General features: G+C 42.0%; 15 protein-coding genes. 9 read left to right on the forward strand and 6 right to left on the reverse strand.

Annotated features, from left to right (window positions below; translation table 11 throughout):
• Positions 1–220: 220 nt before the first annotated feature.
• The gene (locus MPH60_RS16390) at positions 221–1,813 is read right to left on the reverse strand and encodes a long-chain-fatty-acid--CoA ligase (RefSeq protein ID WP_241590646.1); all 1,593 of its coding nucleotides are present in this window, start codon (positions 1,811–1,813) and stop codon (positions 221–223) included.
• Positions 1,814–2,037: 224 nt separating this feature from the next.
• Between MPH60_RS16390 and MPH60_RS16395 the strand changes: the two genes are divergently transcribed.
• The 6 genes from MPH60_RS16395 (at position 2,038) to MPH60_RS16420 (ending at position 3,998) form a co-directional block, all read left to right on the forward strand.
• Positions 2,038–2,259 carry a spore germination protein gene (locus MPH60_RS16395; RefSeq protein ID WP_241590647.1) on the forward strand — a complete coding sequence of 74 codons (222 nt, stop codon included), beginning with the start codon at positions 2,038–2,040 and terminating at the stop codon, positions 2,257–2,259.
• A 22-nt stretch (positions 2,260–2,281) separates the two neighbouring features.
• Complete coding sequence (locus MPH60_RS16400; RefSeq protein WP_241590648.1) at positions 2,282–2,488, forward strand: spore germination protein GerPB; 207 nt, start codon at positions 2,282–2,284, stop codon at positions 2,486–2,488.
• Positions 2,489–2,570: 82 nt separating this feature from the next.
• Positions 2,571–3,182, forward strand: a complete 612-nt coding sequence (gerPC, locus tag MPH60_RS16405) for a spore germination protein GerPC (protein ID WP_241590649.1) — start codon at positions 2,571–2,573, stop codon at positions 3,180–3,182.
• Positions 3,172–3,351, forward strand: coding sequence for a spore gernimation protein GerPD (locus MPH60_RS16410; RefSeq protein ID WP_076367219.1), 180 nt, complete (start codon positions 3,172–3,174; stop codon positions 3,349–3,351). The genes gerPC and MPH60_RS16410 overlap by 11 nt, the downstream gene beginning before the upstream one ends.
• Positions 3,352–3,356: 5 nt before the next feature.
• The gene (locus MPH60_RS16415; protein WP_241590650.1) at positions 3,357–3,737 is read left to right on the forward strand and encodes a spore germination protein GerPE; all 381 of its coding nucleotides are present in this window, start codon (positions 3,357–3,359) and stop codon (positions 3,735–3,737) included.
• Between the two features lie 42 nt (positions 3,738–3,779).
• Positions 3,780–3,998 (forward strand): spore germination protein, encoded by a 219-nt coding sequence (locus MPH60_RS16420; RefSeq protein ID WP_241590651.1) that lies wholly within the window; start codon positions 3,780–3,782, stop codon positions 3,996–3,998.
• Positions 3,999–4,043: 45 nt separating this feature from the next.
• Here MPH60_RS16420 and trpB read toward each other — a convergent pair whose 3' ends face one another.
• From trpB to MPH60_RS16445, 5 genes are all read right to left on the reverse strand, one after another.
• Positions 4,044–5,207: a tryptophan synthase subunit beta gene (trpB, locus tag MPH60_RS16425; protein WP_241590652.1), complete on the reverse strand. Its 1,164-nt coding sequence runs from the start codon at positions 5,205–5,207 to the stop codon at positions 4,044–4,046.
• Positions 5,208–5,336: 129 nt separating this feature from the next.
• Complete coding sequence (gene addA / locus MPH60_RS16430; protein ID WP_241590653.1) at positions 5,337–9,071, reverse strand: helicase-exonuclease AddAB subunit AddA; 3,735 nt, start codon at positions 9,069–9,071, stop codon at positions 5,337–5,339.
• Positions 9,064–12,561 carry a helicase-exonuclease AddAB subunit AddB gene (gene addB, locus MPH60_RS16435; protein ID WP_241590654.1) on the reverse strand — a complete coding sequence of 1,166 codons (3,498 nt, stop codon included), beginning with the start codon at positions 12,559–12,561 and terminating at the stop codon, positions 9,064–9,066. The genes addA and addB overlap by 8 nt, the downstream gene beginning before the upstream one ends.
• A 189-nt stretch (positions 12,562–12,750) precedes the next feature.
• Positions 12,751–13,314 (reverse strand): signal peptidase I, encoded by a 564-nt coding sequence (lepB, locus tag MPH60_RS16440; protein ID WP_241590655.1) that lies wholly within the window; start codon positions 13,312–13,314, stop codon positions 12,751–12,753.
• A 33-nt stretch (positions 13,315–13,347) separates the two neighbouring features.
• Entirely contained in the window at positions 13,348–13,962 is a 615-nt protein-coding gene (locus MPH60_RS16445; protein ID WP_241590656.1) for a TVP38/TMEM64 family protein, read from the reverse strand.
• A 289-nt stretch (positions 13,963–14,251) separates the two neighbouring features.
• Between MPH60_RS16445 and MPH60_RS16450 the strand changes: the two genes are divergently transcribed.
• The 3 genes from MPH60_RS16450 (at position 14,252) to MPH60_RS16460 (ending at position 16,719) form a co-directional block, all read left to right on the forward strand.
• Positions 14,252–14,623 carry a hypothetical protein gene (locus tag MPH60_RS16450; RefSeq protein WP_101224156.1) on the forward strand — a complete coding sequence of 124 codons (372 nt, stop codon included), beginning with the start codon at positions 14,252–14,254 and terminating at the stop codon, positions 14,621–14,623.
• Positions 14,624–15,660: 1,037 nt separating this feature from the next.
• A complete protein-coding gene (locus MPH60_RS16455) occupies positions 15,661–16,500 on the forward strand; it encodes a ComEC/Rec2 family competence protein (RefSeq protein ID WP_241590657.1) in 840 nt (279 codons plus the stop codon).
• Positions 16,501–16,719 (forward strand): DUF3006 domain-containing protein, encoded by a 219-nt coding sequence (locus MPH60_RS16460; RefSeq protein ID WP_241590658.1) that lies wholly within the window; start codon positions 16,501–16,503, stop codon positions 16,717–16,719.
• Positions 16,720–16,728: the final 9 nt, after the last annotated feature.

Genomic DNA, 16,728 nt, shown 5'->3' on the forward strand with positions numbered 1-16,728 from the left:
TTGTCATTAAACAGGAAGCTTTTTATCGAAACAAATTCCAATTCTCTTGAATGACATTCTTCAGCAATGGCATGAGTCACTGCGGCTTTTTTACGAATGGAAAAATATCGCCCCGCAATCTTCATTTATCAGGTCCGATATCTTCATAGCTTAATATGAAACCCCTCGAACGGGCAAACAAAAAAAAACGCTGATCATTTCTGAACAGCGTTAGCGAGCTTCAATTGACGAATCTGCCTGCTTTCCCCTTAGATTCCCAGTAATCATTACGGAGATGGATTTTTTGTATTTTCCCCGATGCCGTTTTCGGAAGCACATCGACGAACGACACACTGGTAACTGATTTGAAGTGAGCTAGTTTTTCCCGTGTGAAGATCCTTATATCATCCTCCGTTAATTCCACGCCTCTTTTTGGCACAATGAAGGCATGCGGCGTCTCCCCCCACTTTTCATGGGGAACGGCAATGACTGCCGCTTCAAGAATGTCCGGATGTTCGTAGAGTATTCCTTCCACTTCTATGGAAGAAATATTTTCTCCGCCACTAATGATTATATCCTTTTTGCGGTCAACGATATCCACATTCCCATTTTCATCGATCGTGGCCATATCCCCTGTATGCAGCCACCCATTTATCAATGTTTGACTGGTCGCTTCTTCATTTTTCCAATAACCTAACATCACTCCATGGCTGCGGACGATAAGCTCGCCGATATCCACGCCATCATGGGCAACTTCCTCACCATTGTCATGGATAACCTTTACCTCACTGCCTATGATGGGATATCCGGCTTTCGCCTTCATTCTGTATTTTTCTTTTTCCGGAAGATCATCGAATTCAGAACGAATCAGCGATATCAGACTAACCGGTGTCGATTCAGTCATTCCGTATATTTGAATGAATTCCCAGCCTAACTCTTTTTCCACCCTTGTAACGAATGCAGGAGGCGGGGCGGAGCCCGCAACGACGATTCGGATATCCTGCTCGATATTCGGAACATTCCGTTCATAATATTGAAACAAGGAATTCAGAACCGTTGGTGCCATATGCATGATGGAAACCTTATGTTTTTGCAGTGCATCAAATATCATTTCGGGGCTGGTTTTCCTCAAGCAAACTTGAGTGGCACCATTAGCCGTATAATAAAATGGGGCACCCCACCCATTTACATGGAACATCGGCAGTACATGCAAATATGTATCGCGGTCATTAACCCTGAAATGATGCATCGCACCCAGGGCATGTAAATAGTTGTTGCGGTGAGTCAGCATCACCCCTTTGGGATTTCCTGTGGTCCCGCTAGTATAAAGGAGGCTCGAAACATCATTTTCATCCACGGTTTCCCGGTTAAAGCACTTGTTATCATAGCGTTCCAGCCAATGGTTGTAATCGATTTCATTTATCTCTTCATCTTTATAATGAACGATAATGTGCTCGACCGATTCGAGTTCATCCATGACAGGGGAAATTAGATGATACAATTCCTGATCTACGAAAAGTACCTTGGACTCGCTATGGTTCAAAATGAATACATAATCTGCAGGCTTCAAACGGATATTCAAGGGAACGATTACTGCCCCAAGCTGAAAGACCCCATAAAAGCCTTCAAGCATTTCAATTGAGTTAGGTGCCAAATATGCCACCTTATCACCCTTTTTGACTCCAATGTCCCTTAAACCATTCGAAAGCTGGTTTACACGACCGTCCAGCTCTGAGTATGTTAAAACTTTGTCATCTCCAATGATGGCTTTCTTATCGCCATATAGTAAGGCTGCTCGATCTAAGAAATGCGATAATACTAATGGTACATTCATTTCCTCACCCCTTTTTTTACTTGAAAATTCTGAATTAGTATTATATTACCATATCTGTTTATAACATTTCAATAATATCCGTCAGTGTTATATAACAATATATTGATAGGCAGATGAATCACATCAATCATCAGTCAACATACAATACATTGAAACTCCCTTCAATGATAGGCTCATGGCCTTAGATTCAAGGGAAAAACCAGAATAAAAAAAGGGTGATTTTCTTGCCGGCCATCGTAGGAGTCGTTCAAGTCATCAACGTCGGTAGCAGTGGAATTGTCCATATTGGTGACGTCTTTAAAATAAGTCCATTTTCCACCTCAAAAACTTTTGCAGGTGCTGGCTCTTTTAATACAGGTGAGTCCATATCCCTCTATAATGCCTACAGCACCACAAATACAAATGATACAGATGGTGTCGATCAGCCACTGGTCTTAAATCTCTAATGGTTTTAAGAAAGGAGTCAGCATGAACTTCAATATTCACCAGACCATACAAATCAATATGATAAAAATTGAAAGCATCGCCAATTCCTCGGTTTTTCAAATAGGGAGTGCCGGGGTAATTAAACCATATTCCACATTAGCCAATACCGGTGGATTCACAGAGCCTGCTCCCGAAATTGAAGCTGATGTAATCCCATTAACCAGTTTCGTCCCGTTTACACCTTCCTAGTTCATAGGCATTCACCTACCTCCAACTTTTTCATATACTGTCATATATGATATTAACTAATGTGAGGGTGGGGTGTTGAATCGTGAATCAGGATCTTTATTCATATTCCATACAAATGCAGCGTTTTCTTGAAGCCCAGGATAAACGGATCATGAAACTTGAACACGAACTCAAACGCCTGACAGATGAACTAGCCGAGCTGAAAAATAAACCGCCAATCCATGTTGATAAAATTGAATATAAATTCGATCAGTTAAAGGTCGAATCTCTAGATGGAACATTGAATATCGGTTTAAATCCAACTGATCTTAACAACATTGACGAATTTGCCGTCAACAACCAACCTGTTCAACCTGCTCCTAACCTATTTCCAGGCAGGGAAATCGTCGTCCAGGAAATTCACAACGATATACTTTCAGACTTGGAAAATATGATTAACGATGCGGAAAACCAGCTGAAAATATCATTGGAACCCTCTTATCATGACTTCATTAAGCAGGACGTCGAACGCCAGCTGCATCAACGAATCAATATGTATTTCGATAATCTTTCGTACGCGGAACGTGCTCCGCAGCAAAGGGATAATATCAAGGAAAAGATCAGGGAAAAGGTGAAATCCGATATTCAAACCGCACTATTTCAATTCATTACCCATTCACAAGCCGAGACAGGAGGAAATCCTAATGGAGTTTAATGTAACCAATCACCAGCTTTGCGTAGGAGATATTAAAATTACCGGTGTAGCAAGTTCTGCTTTATTTCTCATAGGGGATGTACAAACGGTCCAGCTATCCTCAGCTTTCGATACCCCACCGGAGTCCCTTATCATCGGGCCACTCGTGCCGCTTACTCCCGAAGGATAAATAACATGTTTTCTAGAATATCAAAAGTAAAATCTTTATTATCCGACACAACGTCATTCAGCTCCACCCTGCAAATCGGGGATACCTCTTATATAGACGGTAATTCCCAGGCTTTAGCGGTCCAAAAGAGAAGTGAAACTTTCCAGTCAGTCGATATTCATTTCGAAGATTATGAAATTTTTAAGAGACCATTGTATATTCCGAGATTGAATGAACCAGTCATATCAAATTTCTCAAATCCGAATCCCTTCATACGGGTTGGCAATATCAATATAATCGGGATATCAGCCTCATCTGTAGTTGGTGTGGGGAACGTAGGCCATGCACGTATGGAATCAAGAGTGAAACATATACGAGAAGTTCCTAAAAACGAAGTGACGCCATGAGGATTCAACCACAACAGTTAAACTTTTAAAGGAGGGGTTCATATGCCCGCCATCGTCGGTCCAGTTCAAGTATTTAATGTCGCGCAAGGAAACCTGTTATTCGGGGATTGCGCCGTCATTTCCCCTAAGTCTTCCTCCAAATCGGTTTCCGGATCCGGTTCAGGAAACACAGCTGCAATCGTGTTTACGGCCAATGGCCTGAACGGTAGCAATGTCCTTGATGTCAATGGGGTCGACCAGCCCATTACAGGGAATAATTAGTCATAGAAAAAGCCTCCCATTTCCAGGGAGGCTTTTAAATTCGGCCTATTTTTCTAACATGTTAAATACTTGCTCGACATCTTTGTCTCCCCTGCCTGATAAATTAACGATCAGTATATCATCTCTTGTTAATTCTTTGGCGATCTTCATGGCGTGACCTAAAGCATGTGAGCTTTCGAGAGCTGGAATGATTCCCTCTGTTTTGGATAATACCTGAAAAGCCTCAAGAGCTTCTTCCCCTTTTACCGTCACATACTCCGCTCGTCCGCTTTCTTTCAAAAAACTATGCTCGGGTCCCACGCTCGGGTAATCCAAACCGGCAGCTATGGAGAATGTCGGTTTTGGTTCTCCTTGTTCGTCCACTAATGTCAAACTTTTGAATCCGTGCAATACTGCCGGGACACCTTGCGAAATACTTGGGGCTTCAATTGGTTCTACACCAATTAAACGGACATCGTCTTCATCAATATAATGAGCAAAAGCACCGATCGCATTACTTCCCCCTCCTGCACAAGCAATGATGGCAGTTGGCAGTTTTCCTTCCTTTTCAAGAATCTGGCGCTTTGATTCTTCACTTATGATTGATTGGAAATGTTTAACGATCGTTGGATATGGGTGTGGTCCCACTGCTGAACCAAGCAAGTAAAAAGTATTTTCATAGTTTTGCACCAAATCATTCAATGCCTCATCAACGGCATCCTTCAATCGGCCCTGTCCCTTTTCGACCGCTACGACTTTTGCCCCCAGCAATTCCATCCGAAAGACATTCAATGCCTGCCTCTCCGTATCCAGCTTACCCATATAAATCACACACTCCATGCCAAACATCGCACATGCAGTCGCAGTCGCCACACCATGCTGTCCAGCGCCAGTTTCTGCGATGATTCGTTTTGCACCCATCCGTTTAGCGAGCAGGATTTGTCCGATCGCATTATTAATTTTGTGAGCACCTGTATGATTCAGGTCTTCACGCTTCAAGTATATTTTTGCCCCGCCAACCTTTTTCGTTAAATTCTTTGCAAGTGTTAACGGGTTTTCGCGTCCGACATATTCTTTCAGATAATATTGAAACTCCTCAATGAATTCTGGATCATCCTTATATTTCAGGAATTCCGTTTCTAAAATATCCATAACTTCCTGAAGTTCACCCGGTACAAAGCTTCCGCCGAACTCACCAAAATATCCCTTGCTCTTGATCTCACTCGCCATACTCTTCTCTACTCCTTTAAAAAGGTATTTTTCTCCACTAGTATATAGTAAGCATTTATACTTTTTCAAACTATTCTGTTTATTCAACCAAAAAGAAGCGTCCCACATCAATGGGACACTCCCTCTCTTTTATACTTCCAATAAATGCGAGCCGTCAAAGAAAAACAAGTAACGGCCGGTTACCTTCTTATTCATGATCCCTTCAACAGCCCGCGTATAAAGCTGAAGCTGCATCCGGTATCGCTCGGCAAGAATCTCTTTAGCCCCTTCATACCCGCTGGCAAAACGGCCGGTGATTGTATCCGTTTTATAATCGAGAAGCACAAGACCTTGTTCATCCTCAAAGATACAATCAATTACACCTTGGATTAAGATCTCTTCATCTCCAGCTGCCCAATCGCTGTAAGCCTCCTTTGCAGGCAGCGACATCGTAAATGGCACTTCACGGCGAAGGGTCACGGCCCCTAGCATTCTTTGCCCGATTTCACTGTCAAAGAAATCGACGATCGTCTCAGGGTCCACAGCTTCTTTCTGTTCCTCCGTCAAGAGCTCACGTTGAATCAAGTCAACCATCAGTTCCTGGATCGACTGAATGGTAATCTCTTTAGATAGATCAATATGCTGCATGACTAAATGTGTAATCGTACCCCTTTCAGCAGGAGTCAGTGACTTTTCTTGCATGAAAGTCGGCCGCTTCGTGATAGGCCGCTTAAATTTACGCAACAGCTCTGTGGAGCTTTGCTCGTCCTTTAGTTCATATTGACGTTTTAGTTCAGAAACGGATTGCTTGGAACGATACACCGTCGCCTCATGCTCGGGGTACTCCCACTCAAGCTGTTCCTTGATATCATCATAAAACTCGGAAGCGATACCGACCTTCTCCGATTTCTGGACATGTTCCAGCATTTGCTCTTGAACGAGTGCCTCTTCCTCATCCAGAACAGCAAGCTCTTCACTTGGTATGACGGAAATGGACCAATTCGATGGGTGCAACTCCATTTCCAAGCCAAGACCTGCAGCCCCAGGAGAATCCCGATGGCGGACAAGGGATGGACCAATCCAATCAAGATAACTTTTTGCACCTGCCCGTACATAGTCCTTCAATAGCCAATCTCCATGTGCCGCATTACTTTCCCAGTTCTGCTGCGTTTTTTCTGCATCATTGATACTGGCAATCAAATAAAGCTTTTCCTTGGCCCTCGTTAGAGCCACGTAAAGGACACGCATCTCCTCGGCAATTAATTCAAGCTGCTTTTTTTTCTTAAAAGCCAATTGAGGGAGGGAGGGATAAGTTATCCGTAATTCGGAATTCACATACTTTGCCGCAAAGCCATAATCCTTATCCAATAAATAGGGCTTGCGTAAATCCATCATATTGAATTGCTTGGAAAGACCGGCAATGAACACGATAGGGAACTCAAGCCCCTTTGACGAGTGAATCGTCATCAGCCGGACTACATCTTCCTGTTCCCCTAAAGCCCGAGCTGCCCCTAAATCATCTCCACGTTCTTGCATCCTTTCTATGAAACGCAAGAAACGGAACAGACCGCGGAAAGAACTTGCTTCATATTGCCTTGCCCTGTCATACAGCGCTCTTAAATTGGCCTGACGCTGTTTACCGCCCGGCATCCCACCCGCAAAATCATAAAACTGCGTTTCGCGGTATAGCAGCCAGATCAAGTCTGATAATGCCTCCTGCCTGGCAAGCCTCCTCCACTTCACTAGTTTTTTATAAAAAGCAGTGGCCTTTTCATAAAGCACCGGATGTTCTTCCGGGTCACTCTTTCTGTAAAAATCAGCAAGCGCTTCGTAGTAGCTCCCTGTATGGAATAAACGCACCTGTGACATCTCTTCTTCATCCAGCCCGACGATGGGTGAACGGAGAACGGATGCCAATGGGATATCCTGTTGCGGATTATCAATCACCTTCAATAAGGAAATCATGATGGCCACTTCGGTCGCTTCAAAATACCCTGTCGATAAATTGGCATAGACTGGAATCCCTTGTTTTTTAAATTCCTCCATGATTTGCGGTGCCCATGGCATCGAACGAAGAAGAATGACCATGTCCCGATAGGTGGCAGATCGGTACTTTTGGGTTTTCGTATCATATATCCGATGCTTTTCGCTTATAGCCTTTTTAATGAGCTTTGCCATCTGCCTTGCTTCGAGCTGCGCTTTTTCAAGCTCCTCGGCCTCAAACCCGCTATCCGATCCTTCCATTTCCGAATGAGCTTCCGGATCGGCTGTTCCGTCAATTAGATGGAGTTCGATCGGGTTTAGATCGTCTTCGGGATATGGGGCGCCTTTTTTCAATTGGGCATCTTCATCATAATCAATCTCACCGACAGTAATGCCCATCAACTGTTGAAACAAGAAATTGGTCCCATCGAGAACTTCCTTTCGGCTCCGGAAATTGCGGTTTAAATCAATTTTCAGTCCGGAATCAACACCATCATGGGTAAAACGTGTGTATTTTCCAAGGAAGAGATTCGGTTCCGCAAGCCTGAACCGGTAAATGGATTGCTTGACATCGCCTACCATGAAAAGATTCCCATCATATTCGCCGTCGGCCGTCACAAGTTTTAAAATGGATTCCTGAACCAGATTAGTATCCTGATACTCATCCACCAGCACCTCTTTGAACTGGTTCCTGTATTCGATGGCTGCCGCCGAAGGTTTTCGTTCACCATCCACCGTTTCCCCTGTCAAAATTTGAAGACAATAATGTTCTAAATCAGCGAAATCCACCAAGTTCTTTTCTGCTTTTGCAGCAAAGAATCTTTCGTCAAACCGTTTAACAAGCATTACAAGTGTATCGACATATCCCTTGAGCTCCCTTATATCCCGCAAGTAGCTTTCCGGTTTACGGGAAAATAACTCTTCCTGTAACGATTTGATGATCTTCTTCGCCTTATCCCGGTACTTGGTAGCCTCATCTGTAATTTCTTTGATAAACTCCGCACCAGAAAGGCGTTTTGCCGTCCCAAATTTCACGTTTTGGATTTCTTCATAAAGAGCATTCCAAGATTGGTTCTTCACCTCTGAAAGTTTAGCAACCATGGCAAGATCGGCTATATAGTTTTCAGCCCTTGGTGCCGGCCCCCCAGGGATTTTTGTTAACGCAAGCGAGCGTTCCAATAAATCCCTGGAGGTGTCCAATTGTAAACCAATATCGAACTTCAATGAATCGATAAACGAGAGATCATCAATCCCATCATCATCTCCCAGCTCATACATGCTGGCGGCACCATCAAGCCAACGGTCCGGGTCTGGATTCGATTGCGAAAAATCATGCAGCGATCGAACGATATTCTGAAGTGCATCATCGTTTCGATCGCTAGTGAAAGCATCAACCAAATTAAAGAACTCTTCATTATCACTTTGCCCATACTGGTCCTCGAAAAGCTCTTCCATCACTTCATCACGAAGCAGCTGAATCTCGGTAGAATCTGCAATCCTGAAGCCCGGGTCGATATCCGTCAGATAATAATACTTCCTGATCACCTCTAAACAAAAGGAATGAAGTGTAGAAATCGAAGCACGATTAATCAAGCTCAACTGCTTACGCAAATGCTGTGAATGCGGATTATCATTGATCGCTTTTTCTAATGCCTCACTTATCCGATGACGCATCTCGGCAGCCGAGGCATTGGTGAATGTAACGACGAGCAGTTCATCAACATCGATTGGATCTTCTTCTGAAATGACTTTTTGAATGATCCTGTTGACCAGCACCGCTGTTTTCCCTGAGCCTGCTGCGGCCGCAACCAGAATATCCTGATCCTTAGCCCATATCGCCTTCCATTGATCTTCCGTCCAAGTCACGTCTCCTGGCAGAGCAGGAATTTTCGTTTTACTCATCGCTCTTCCCCTCCCCCCTTAATAGCTCAAGAACGTCATTTTGTTTTTTCTGTGCCAAATTCCTGAATTGGTTCTCCTCCAGTGACTGGTCGAATTGGCATACAGATTTAAAGGAACAGAAGGTACACGGCGTTTTTTCCTTTAATTTGTATGGCGTTATATCCACATCACCATCGACCATTCGATCACCAGCCTCCTGATAAATACGGCGCACATGATGATTCAGAAGCGAAAACTCTTCCCTGCTGGCAACTTTGGAAGCCGCAAGGAGCGATCCGTCCTTTTTAAATCCAGCTGGAATGATATCCGACTTACCAGGATTTTCAATATCAAGTGAGGTATCCATCATTTGAATGACATTTGAATGATCCAGTACAAGTCCATTCATTTTAAAACTTTTATAAATTTCTTCTTCAATTTTATCCAAGCTGAGCATTCCCTTTGATTTGACAACGGGATTATGCACATGAAAATATAAAACCCCGGCAGGGATCGCTTCTTTTCCAATAAGCGACTTGGAATGCGTGACGACGATATCTAGGTATGTCAACATCTGCAGCGCGAGTCCATAATATACTTCACTCATGTTCAGTTCCTTTTCACTCGACTTATAATCGAGCACACGTAAATAGACACCTTCATCTTCTTCGGCTTTATCCACACGGTCAATCCGCCCGATCAATTCCATCTTCGTACCATTTTTCAATGTGAAAGAAAGTGGCGGCAGCTCGCCATTTTTTCCGAATCCGAGTTCTAGTCCGATTGGAGCAAAACCGCTCACCTTTGCATGTTCACTTAATACGATCGAGGCCCGTCCAATCACATGTTCCAGTTTCCTGCGTAAATAGTGATGGCGGTTCGTACTTAACAAAATTTGATTTTGGAGTTTAGGAGCAAGTCTCTCCACAGCAATCCTGGCCAGCTCCAAGCATTGTTCCGCAGTCAATGTAGACCAAGGAATATCATGTTCCTTTAAGTAATCGGAAATCATTTTCAACGCTCCATGGAACATCTCGCCTATATCCGGTGCATCCAAACGGAAAATTTGCCGTTCCCTCAATTTCAAGCCATGAGCCGCATAGTGGGAAAACGGGCAGCTATTGAACATTTCCATCCTGGATACACTCGTAAGAATGCTCTCACCGTATAATTGCTTACTTGTTTCCTCAGATAATTTCTTTGTCCTATTTTGATAAAAAAGGCTCGATAAAACCTTAGTTGCTGAAGGACCGGCCTTTTCATCATCAATAATGGCATTATATACATCCCACCATAGTGAATGGATTGGATAGTTCCTTTTTTTCAGCTGCAATTGGGCAGCCAGGTACGATAGGGCCACATCATGATTCACAGCATATTTCACCTGTTCCTCAGCAGGCAGATCGGACGGATCGTTCATATAATACACTTCGGAAAGGTTAGGCAATACGTCCCTTACCCGTTTTAAATAGGATGACGGTAAAAGTGCCTTTCCTTCCTCATCGGCAAGCGGATATGATAGATAAAGGGCCTCAGCAGGCGTAGTAAATGCTTTGTAGGCTGTAAACTCCTCATCCAGCAGGCGCACTTTTGAACTTGGGGCAACATCAAGTCCGCCAGCCAGCAGCACATCACGATCACTATCTGAAAATATTCCATCAGATACAGCTTTTCCTGGCAGAACCCCTTCGTTCAGGCCGATAACAAAAGCTGTCTTTACATCATCCAGGCGGGATAAATCTAGATTAGCGACCAATACTTGGTCAATTGCCGGCGGTACCAAAGAAAATTCAAGAGATTCCAGACCAGCTTCAATGATTACCGCAAACTGTTTCATGGAAAGCTCTTCCCCGCTCAGCAGTTCAACGAATTGATCCAATAGGTCGACAACCGCATTCCATGTTTGCTCATGCTCTCTTGCCGATACCAAATCACCCGCTTCTTCTGCCTCTAGTTTCAGCTTTTCCAATTTTTCCGGTACATGCAATTCTTCAAGATATAGATAAAGGGCTTCACACAATTCCCTGCCATTAGCAGCCTTTTTAACACGTTTTGACAGCTTCAAGATGGGCTCGGTAAATAATTGCTTCATCTCATTCAACTCTTGCTCAAGCTTCATTTCCTTATCCGTTTGGTTCCGGTCCTCGAGTTCCAGCCCGCGGAAGCGCCGATATGTCCAACGATCTTTGGACGTCCACCTGCTTCCTTTAATGCCGCGGGCCAGCACATAGTTCTCCAGCTTATCTACCTGTTCGCGCATCCTATCGTGGTTTTTTTGCAGCGGAAATAGAAGCTCCGTCTTGATTGCACGAAATACCGGCTCATATCGCCAATAACCATTGATGATCTCCAAAGTGGAACGAATCAGTTCAATCAGAGGATGATTCAGCATCGTCCGTTTGGAATCGACGAACAAGGGAATTTGATAATCCCGAAAAACGGTTTGTAAAATATCTGCATATGCTTCCCCATTACGAACTAAAATCGCAATATCACGGAAACGGTGCTGTTTCTGTCTGACCAGCGACAAGATATCCCGGGCAACTCCTTCAATCTCAGCTCTGCGGTTAACTGCCTGGGCGATCGTTACATCAGGTGACTGCTCAAACGTTTGTGCAGGGCGAGTGGCAAAATAAGTTTCCAGATGATTCAGCCCCGGACTCTTACCAAACCTTTCCGTCCCTTTTAAGATTCGATCTTCTGAAATCGGTATGCCATTCCTCAATCCAGCTTGATAAAGGTGATGATAAAGATTTCCCGTTTGCCTGAACAGCTGCAAATCATCCGGGGCATATTGCCTGTAGGGCTGATCTAACGTCAGTGAAATCGTTACACTCCTGCACAGCTTCATCATTTCTTCCACAATCAATAATTCCTGTGGAGTCAAACTATAAAAACCATCGATGTATATATCCGCATTCCTTATATAAGAAGACTCTTGCATTTTCTCGATCAGCAAAGTGAAATAGTCTTCGGAATCTAAATATTTGTTAACCATTTCATCCTCAAAAGCCTGATAGACCAATTCAAGATCATGCAGTTTATCCTGAATGCCACTGCAGGCCTGTGAGGTTTCTGACAAATAGTTTTGAATGTCATCAGGTTGGATGCAATACTGCTTGAACTCAGCCAGCATTAGCTCCATCTGTGCAATGAACCCCTGCTTATCAGCAGATCGACGAAACATCTTTAACTCTTCCTTTTTATCATCCATGATCTTCCGTATCAACATATTGACACCTACACTGTCCAAATGCAGCCGGCTCATCCCCCCGGTTTCCTGAAGGACGCGCCATGCAAGCCTGCTAAAACTGAAAACCTGTGTCCGGATCATTCCGGCAAGGCCTGGTGTTTTAATTAATTTATATTCAGATAGAAACGTCATCTGATCAGGAACGAGGTAGATAATTGGATTTCCTTCGGGATCTTCTGCCAATTTGGAGCGAATTTCGTCCAATATATTCGAAGTTTTCCCTGCACCCGATCTTCCCAGTAAAAAACGGAGTGACATCTCTTTTTCCCCCTTACAACATAATATCTAGACCCATCATACCAGAAATACTTTCGACTTTATGACTAGGTTTCTGTTTCCAATTAGATTTACTTTCTATTATTTTACCGTTTCCCTTTAAAAAACACCAATCGTACGTTCGTGTTTTCCCCAAAAAGAAAAAGCCCACATAATTTTGGGGCTTCCACATCATTCACCTGTAAATTTAAAATTGAAATCATTGACCGGCCAATATCGAACATCCACTTTACCGACCACATTTTCAACCGGTATATAACCAAAATGACGGCTGTCAGCACTTTCAAGACGGTTATCACCCATAACAAAAAGCTTACCCTCCGGAACTTCGGTCATGTCCGTCAATTCTTTTAATGTAAAATCACCCGTAAAATCCTGTTCCGGGAAGCCTTCCTTGAATTTCTCAAGATAAGGCTCATCCACTTTCTCACCATTTACGTAAAGCCAATCATCTTTATAACGAATTCGGTCACCTGCAATCCCTATAACTCGCTTAACATAATCTTCTTGTGAATTCGCATGAAAAACAATAATGTCAAAACGATTGATATCATGAATCCGGTAATTGATTTTATTCACGACAAGTTTATTTCCATCTTCAAGGGTCGGCTGCATCGACTTCCCTTCAACATCATAGCTTGAAAAGAGAAATGTACGGATTAAGATGTAAATAACAAAAGCTATCATCGCTGGTTTTATCCAATCGGATAAAGAATTCTTGTTTGTTTTTTCCATCTAGTTCAACCCCTACTGCATTTATATATTAATTTATTGTCCTTCTTCTCTCTTCATGCTTTTATTTAACCTGACTTCCAATCTTTTCCCCACATACCATAGGATAAAGATGACGATTCCGATAATGATCGTTCGCACAGGTTTATGAATTAAGGATACTAAATCGTAACCTACGAAGCTGATCGTAAAAATCATCACCGCTTTCCCACCCACTACTGCAAGTCCATATTGCAGGGTACTGACTTTTGAAAGTCCTGCCACAATATTAACGATAGCCGAAGGTGTAAAAGGGAAGCAGAGTAATATGAACAAAGGACCGAATCCATGGTTCTCAACCCAAACCATCAACCTCTGCACCTGTTTATGCCTTTGCAAAAATCGAAAAAACCTCATTTGACCATATCTTCTAATAATCCAAAAGATCAAAAAAGACCCCGCTACCGCACCAATCCAAGAAAATAAAAATCCCCACCAGAGACCAAAAGCCGTTGCATTAGCAAGCACGAACACCACTAAGGGCAAAAAAGGCAAAAAAGCTTCCAGCATCGGCAGCAAGATCCCAGGAATTGGACCGAATGAGCGATATTGCTGAATAAGTGCCGATATATGATCAAGTGTAAACCACTCACGTATAGTATCCAAATCCATAATTATCTCCCTCGACATGCTGCCATCATTGCAGCATAAACTTATTAAAAACTGTTTATTTTAGATATATCACTTTCCCCTGAAATTGCAAGAATTATTATCCATATATCTTCATACTTTCCCTATCTCCGGAAAACATAATCTTGTTAACGAATATTTCTTGATTTATCAAAACTGCTTGCATATACACGGAAAATACATTAGGATAAAAATAGGAACACACGTTCTTGTTTTGCGGAATATACATACTATTATTAAAAACGCGCTATTTTAGAAAGGGGCGGTCATGATGACCCGCATTCCAGAAGATGACCGAAATATGATTGAAAAAGCCATCTACCTACCTATGGTTATTACAGTCTTAAACCGGGATCTCAAGGTCATCGAAATTAGTCCGTTTAAATTAAAAAGGCCCTATTCGGAGCTAGTCGAACATATTTTAAAAGTGGTTCAAGACGAACTTGCCGAGGTACGGCGCTATTTGCGCAAGGAGAATATTAAGGTTAGTGAAATCAAACGCGATGAATCCTTCACGATGTATTGTTTTTTATATAAAGGATACGAGGAACATCATAATTATTTCAATCCCCGCCTTCGCAACAAAACCGAAGACTTATTATGTTATTACTTTTTCGAAAAAAATCACCGTTCAAGGAATTAGCGGGTACAGGCAGCCTCCGTAAATGCTTAGTCCGTGTATGTGGATGTTTGGAATATCCCTAAAAGAGAAGGTTAAGCTTAATCAGTCAATATAGGCATTATCGTAACGGAATGTTTCGGTTAATAATAAGCTGATAATGTTTTTTATTTAAAACTTCATCAGCTTATTATATTCCATCGAATCAATTTCATTTTCTGTTTGAACTATACTCTGTAAATGCTTCTTGATTAGCTAAACGTATTTAATTATATCCAATCCTAGCAACATTTTACTAATATATAGTGTGCAATCTATTAGATCTAATTGAATAGCAGATAGTATTTTGTATTAACACAGTATATTGCACCAATTTTCAGTTTGAAAACTTTTGTTAAAGAGATTTATCCAGAAGAAACACATAACAAAGAAGACGGAAAGTACAGACCTCCCGAAGAATTAGCGGAAAGAGATACTAAGGGTCATAGAGTCAGAAATTATACATATAAATCTTTATACCCTTATATTGATTTACGGCATGCCGCTTTAAATAATGCTAACGGGTGCTCATGAAGTGCAATCCAAATAAAGACGAGGAAATTATGAAAAAGAGTAGCCTTATAATGAATTCTCTACTTGGATATATTGCAATAGGAGTATTCGTTATTGGTTATATTAGAAGTATACCGGTATATAACTATACAATTCTAGGTACATAAAAAAAGAAATTTAAAGATTTAATGGATGAGTTATTTGAAGATTAATGCTGATGCCCTTCTCATTGAGAAGGGCTTTTGGTTGTGACATTTGCTAAAGTAAACATTGATATGATTGATCGTATGAAAGAATCATTCCACTATCCGCCTGTAGAATATCATCTCTCCATATTAATAACTCAGGTACATTCCCCTACTTCACCAGCGACAATCCCTCATAAATACCCAGGATCATTTTACCTAACCACGATTCTGGCGCCAGCTCCCTTTTAATCACAAAGAAAATTATGTCCAAATCCCCATTTTTCGAATTTCACATGGTAAATTATTATTAGGAGGGGAAAAATGAAGAAAATAAATATTCTACTGGTTGCTGTTCTTGTTTTGTCTTTATTCACTGGACTTAAAACAACTGAGGCAGCCTCAAATGTGAAGGTACATTTCATCAATGTTGGACAAGGAGATGCCATCCTTATTCAAACCGGTAACGAAAACGTTTTAATTGATGGCGGCGGTAAAGGAAAGGGCGACGAAGTTGTAGCCTACTTAAAAAAACAAAAGGTGAAAACACTTAATGCAGTAGTATCCACTCACCCAGATGCGGATCATGTGGGCGGTCTGGCTTATGTGATTAAATCGCTTAATGTAAAATCTGTGTATGCCCCTAAAGTTTCACATACTACCCAGGCATACAAAGACTTTTTAACGGCTGTTAAGCAGAAGAAGCTTACAATAAAAAAAGCGCAGACTGGCGTGGAAATCAACACGAAAGCTAAGGATAATTCCCTTAAATTCATTGCACCTGTTAAAGAATATGCCAAGTCTGACTTAAATAATTGGAGTGCAGTCCTTTTACTTAAACACGGCAAAAAAGCATTCTTGTTTACAGGTGATGCTGAAGAAAAATCAGAGACAGATATGCTGGCTAAAAAACTGGTACCAAGTGTGGATGTGCTTAAAGTCGGCCATCATGGTGCAAAAACATCAACTAGTTCAGCATTCATTAACAAAACAAAACCGAAATACGCTGTAATCAGTGTAGGAAAAAATGGCTATGGGCATCCTACTTCCACTGTTGTAAAACGATTGAATTCAGTGAAGGCCAAAACTTATCGCACAGATAAATCAGGTAACATTATTTTTACTTCTACAGGTCAGAAAATTACTGTAAAGACGGTGAAATAAATGGTACAAGGAATTATTGACCGCTTCGAAGGAAGGATCGCTGTCGTTGAAATCGATGGTGGTGACATGAAGGATTTTCCTAAAAGCGCTCTCCCCAAGGGAGCAAAAGTAGGAGATATGCTGATTATCGATGGTGATACCATCACCATTTCCAAAGAGGGCACTGAGAAGTTAAAAAAAGAAATTGACGATCTAATGGATGAATTATTTGAAGATTAATTCCTGGGC

The sequence above is a fragment of the Peribacillus sp. Aquil_B1 genome (assembly GCF_022603275.1).
Classification (GTDB): Bacteria; Bacillota; Bacilli; order Bacillales; family DSM-1321; genus Peribacillus.

What these genes read in the sequence shown, in the direction of transcription:
- addA (WP_241590653.1), bottom strand. Translation starts at nt 9,071, where the DNA reads ATGAGTAAAACGAAAATTCCTGCTCTGCCAGGAGACGTGACTTGGACG.
- MPH60_RS16455 (WP_241590657.1), top strand. Translation starts at nt 15,661, where the DNA reads ATGAAGAAAATAAATATTCTACTGGTTGCTGTTCTTGTTTTGTCTTTA.
- MPH60_RS16400 (WP_241590648.1), top strand. Translation starts at nt 2,282, where the DNA reads ATGAACTTCAATATTCACCAGACCATACAAATCAATATGATAAAAATT.
- MPH60_RS16410 (WP_076367219.1), top strand. Translation starts at nt 3,172, where the DNA reads ATGGAGTTTAATGTAACCAATCACCAGCTTTGCGTAGGAGATATTAAA.
- MPH60_RS16390 (WP_241590646.1), bottom strand. Translation starts at nt 1,813, where the DNA reads ATGAATGTACCATTAGTATTATCGCATTTCTTAGATCGAGCAGCCTTA.
- trpB (WP_241590652.1), bottom strand. Translation starts at nt 5,207, where the DNA reads ATGGCGAGTGAGATCAAGAGCAAGGGATATTTTGGTGAGTTCGGCGGA.
- MPH60_RS16460 (WP_241590658.1), top strand. Translation starts at nt 16,501, where the DNA reads ATGGTACAAGGAATTATTGACCGCTTCGAAGGAAGGATCGCTGTCGTT.
- MPH60_RS16415 (WP_241590650.1), top strand. Translation starts at nt 3,357, where the DNA reads ATGTTTTCTAGAATATCAAAAGTAAAATCTTTATTATCCGACACAACG.
- lepB (WP_241590655.1), bottom strand. Translation starts at nt 13,314, where the DNA reads ATGGAAAAAACAAACAAGAATTCTTTATCCGATTGGATAAAACCAGCG.
- addB (WP_241590654.1), bottom strand. Translation starts at nt 12,561, where the DNA reads ATGTCACTCCGTTTTTTACTGGGAAGATCGGGTGCAGGGAAAACTTCG.
- MPH60_RS16450 (WP_101224156.1), top strand. Translation starts at nt 14,252, where the DNA reads ATGACCCGCATTCCAGAAGATGACCGAAATATGATTGAAAAAGCCATC.
- MPH60_RS16445 (WP_241590656.1), bottom strand. Translation starts at nt 13,962, where the DNA reads ATGGATTTGGATACTATACGTGAGTGGTTTACACTTGATCATATATCG.
- MPH60_RS16420 (WP_241590651.1), top strand. Translation starts at nt 3,780, where the DNA reads ATGCCCGCCATCGTCGGTCCAGTTCAAGTATTTAATGTCGCGCAAGGA.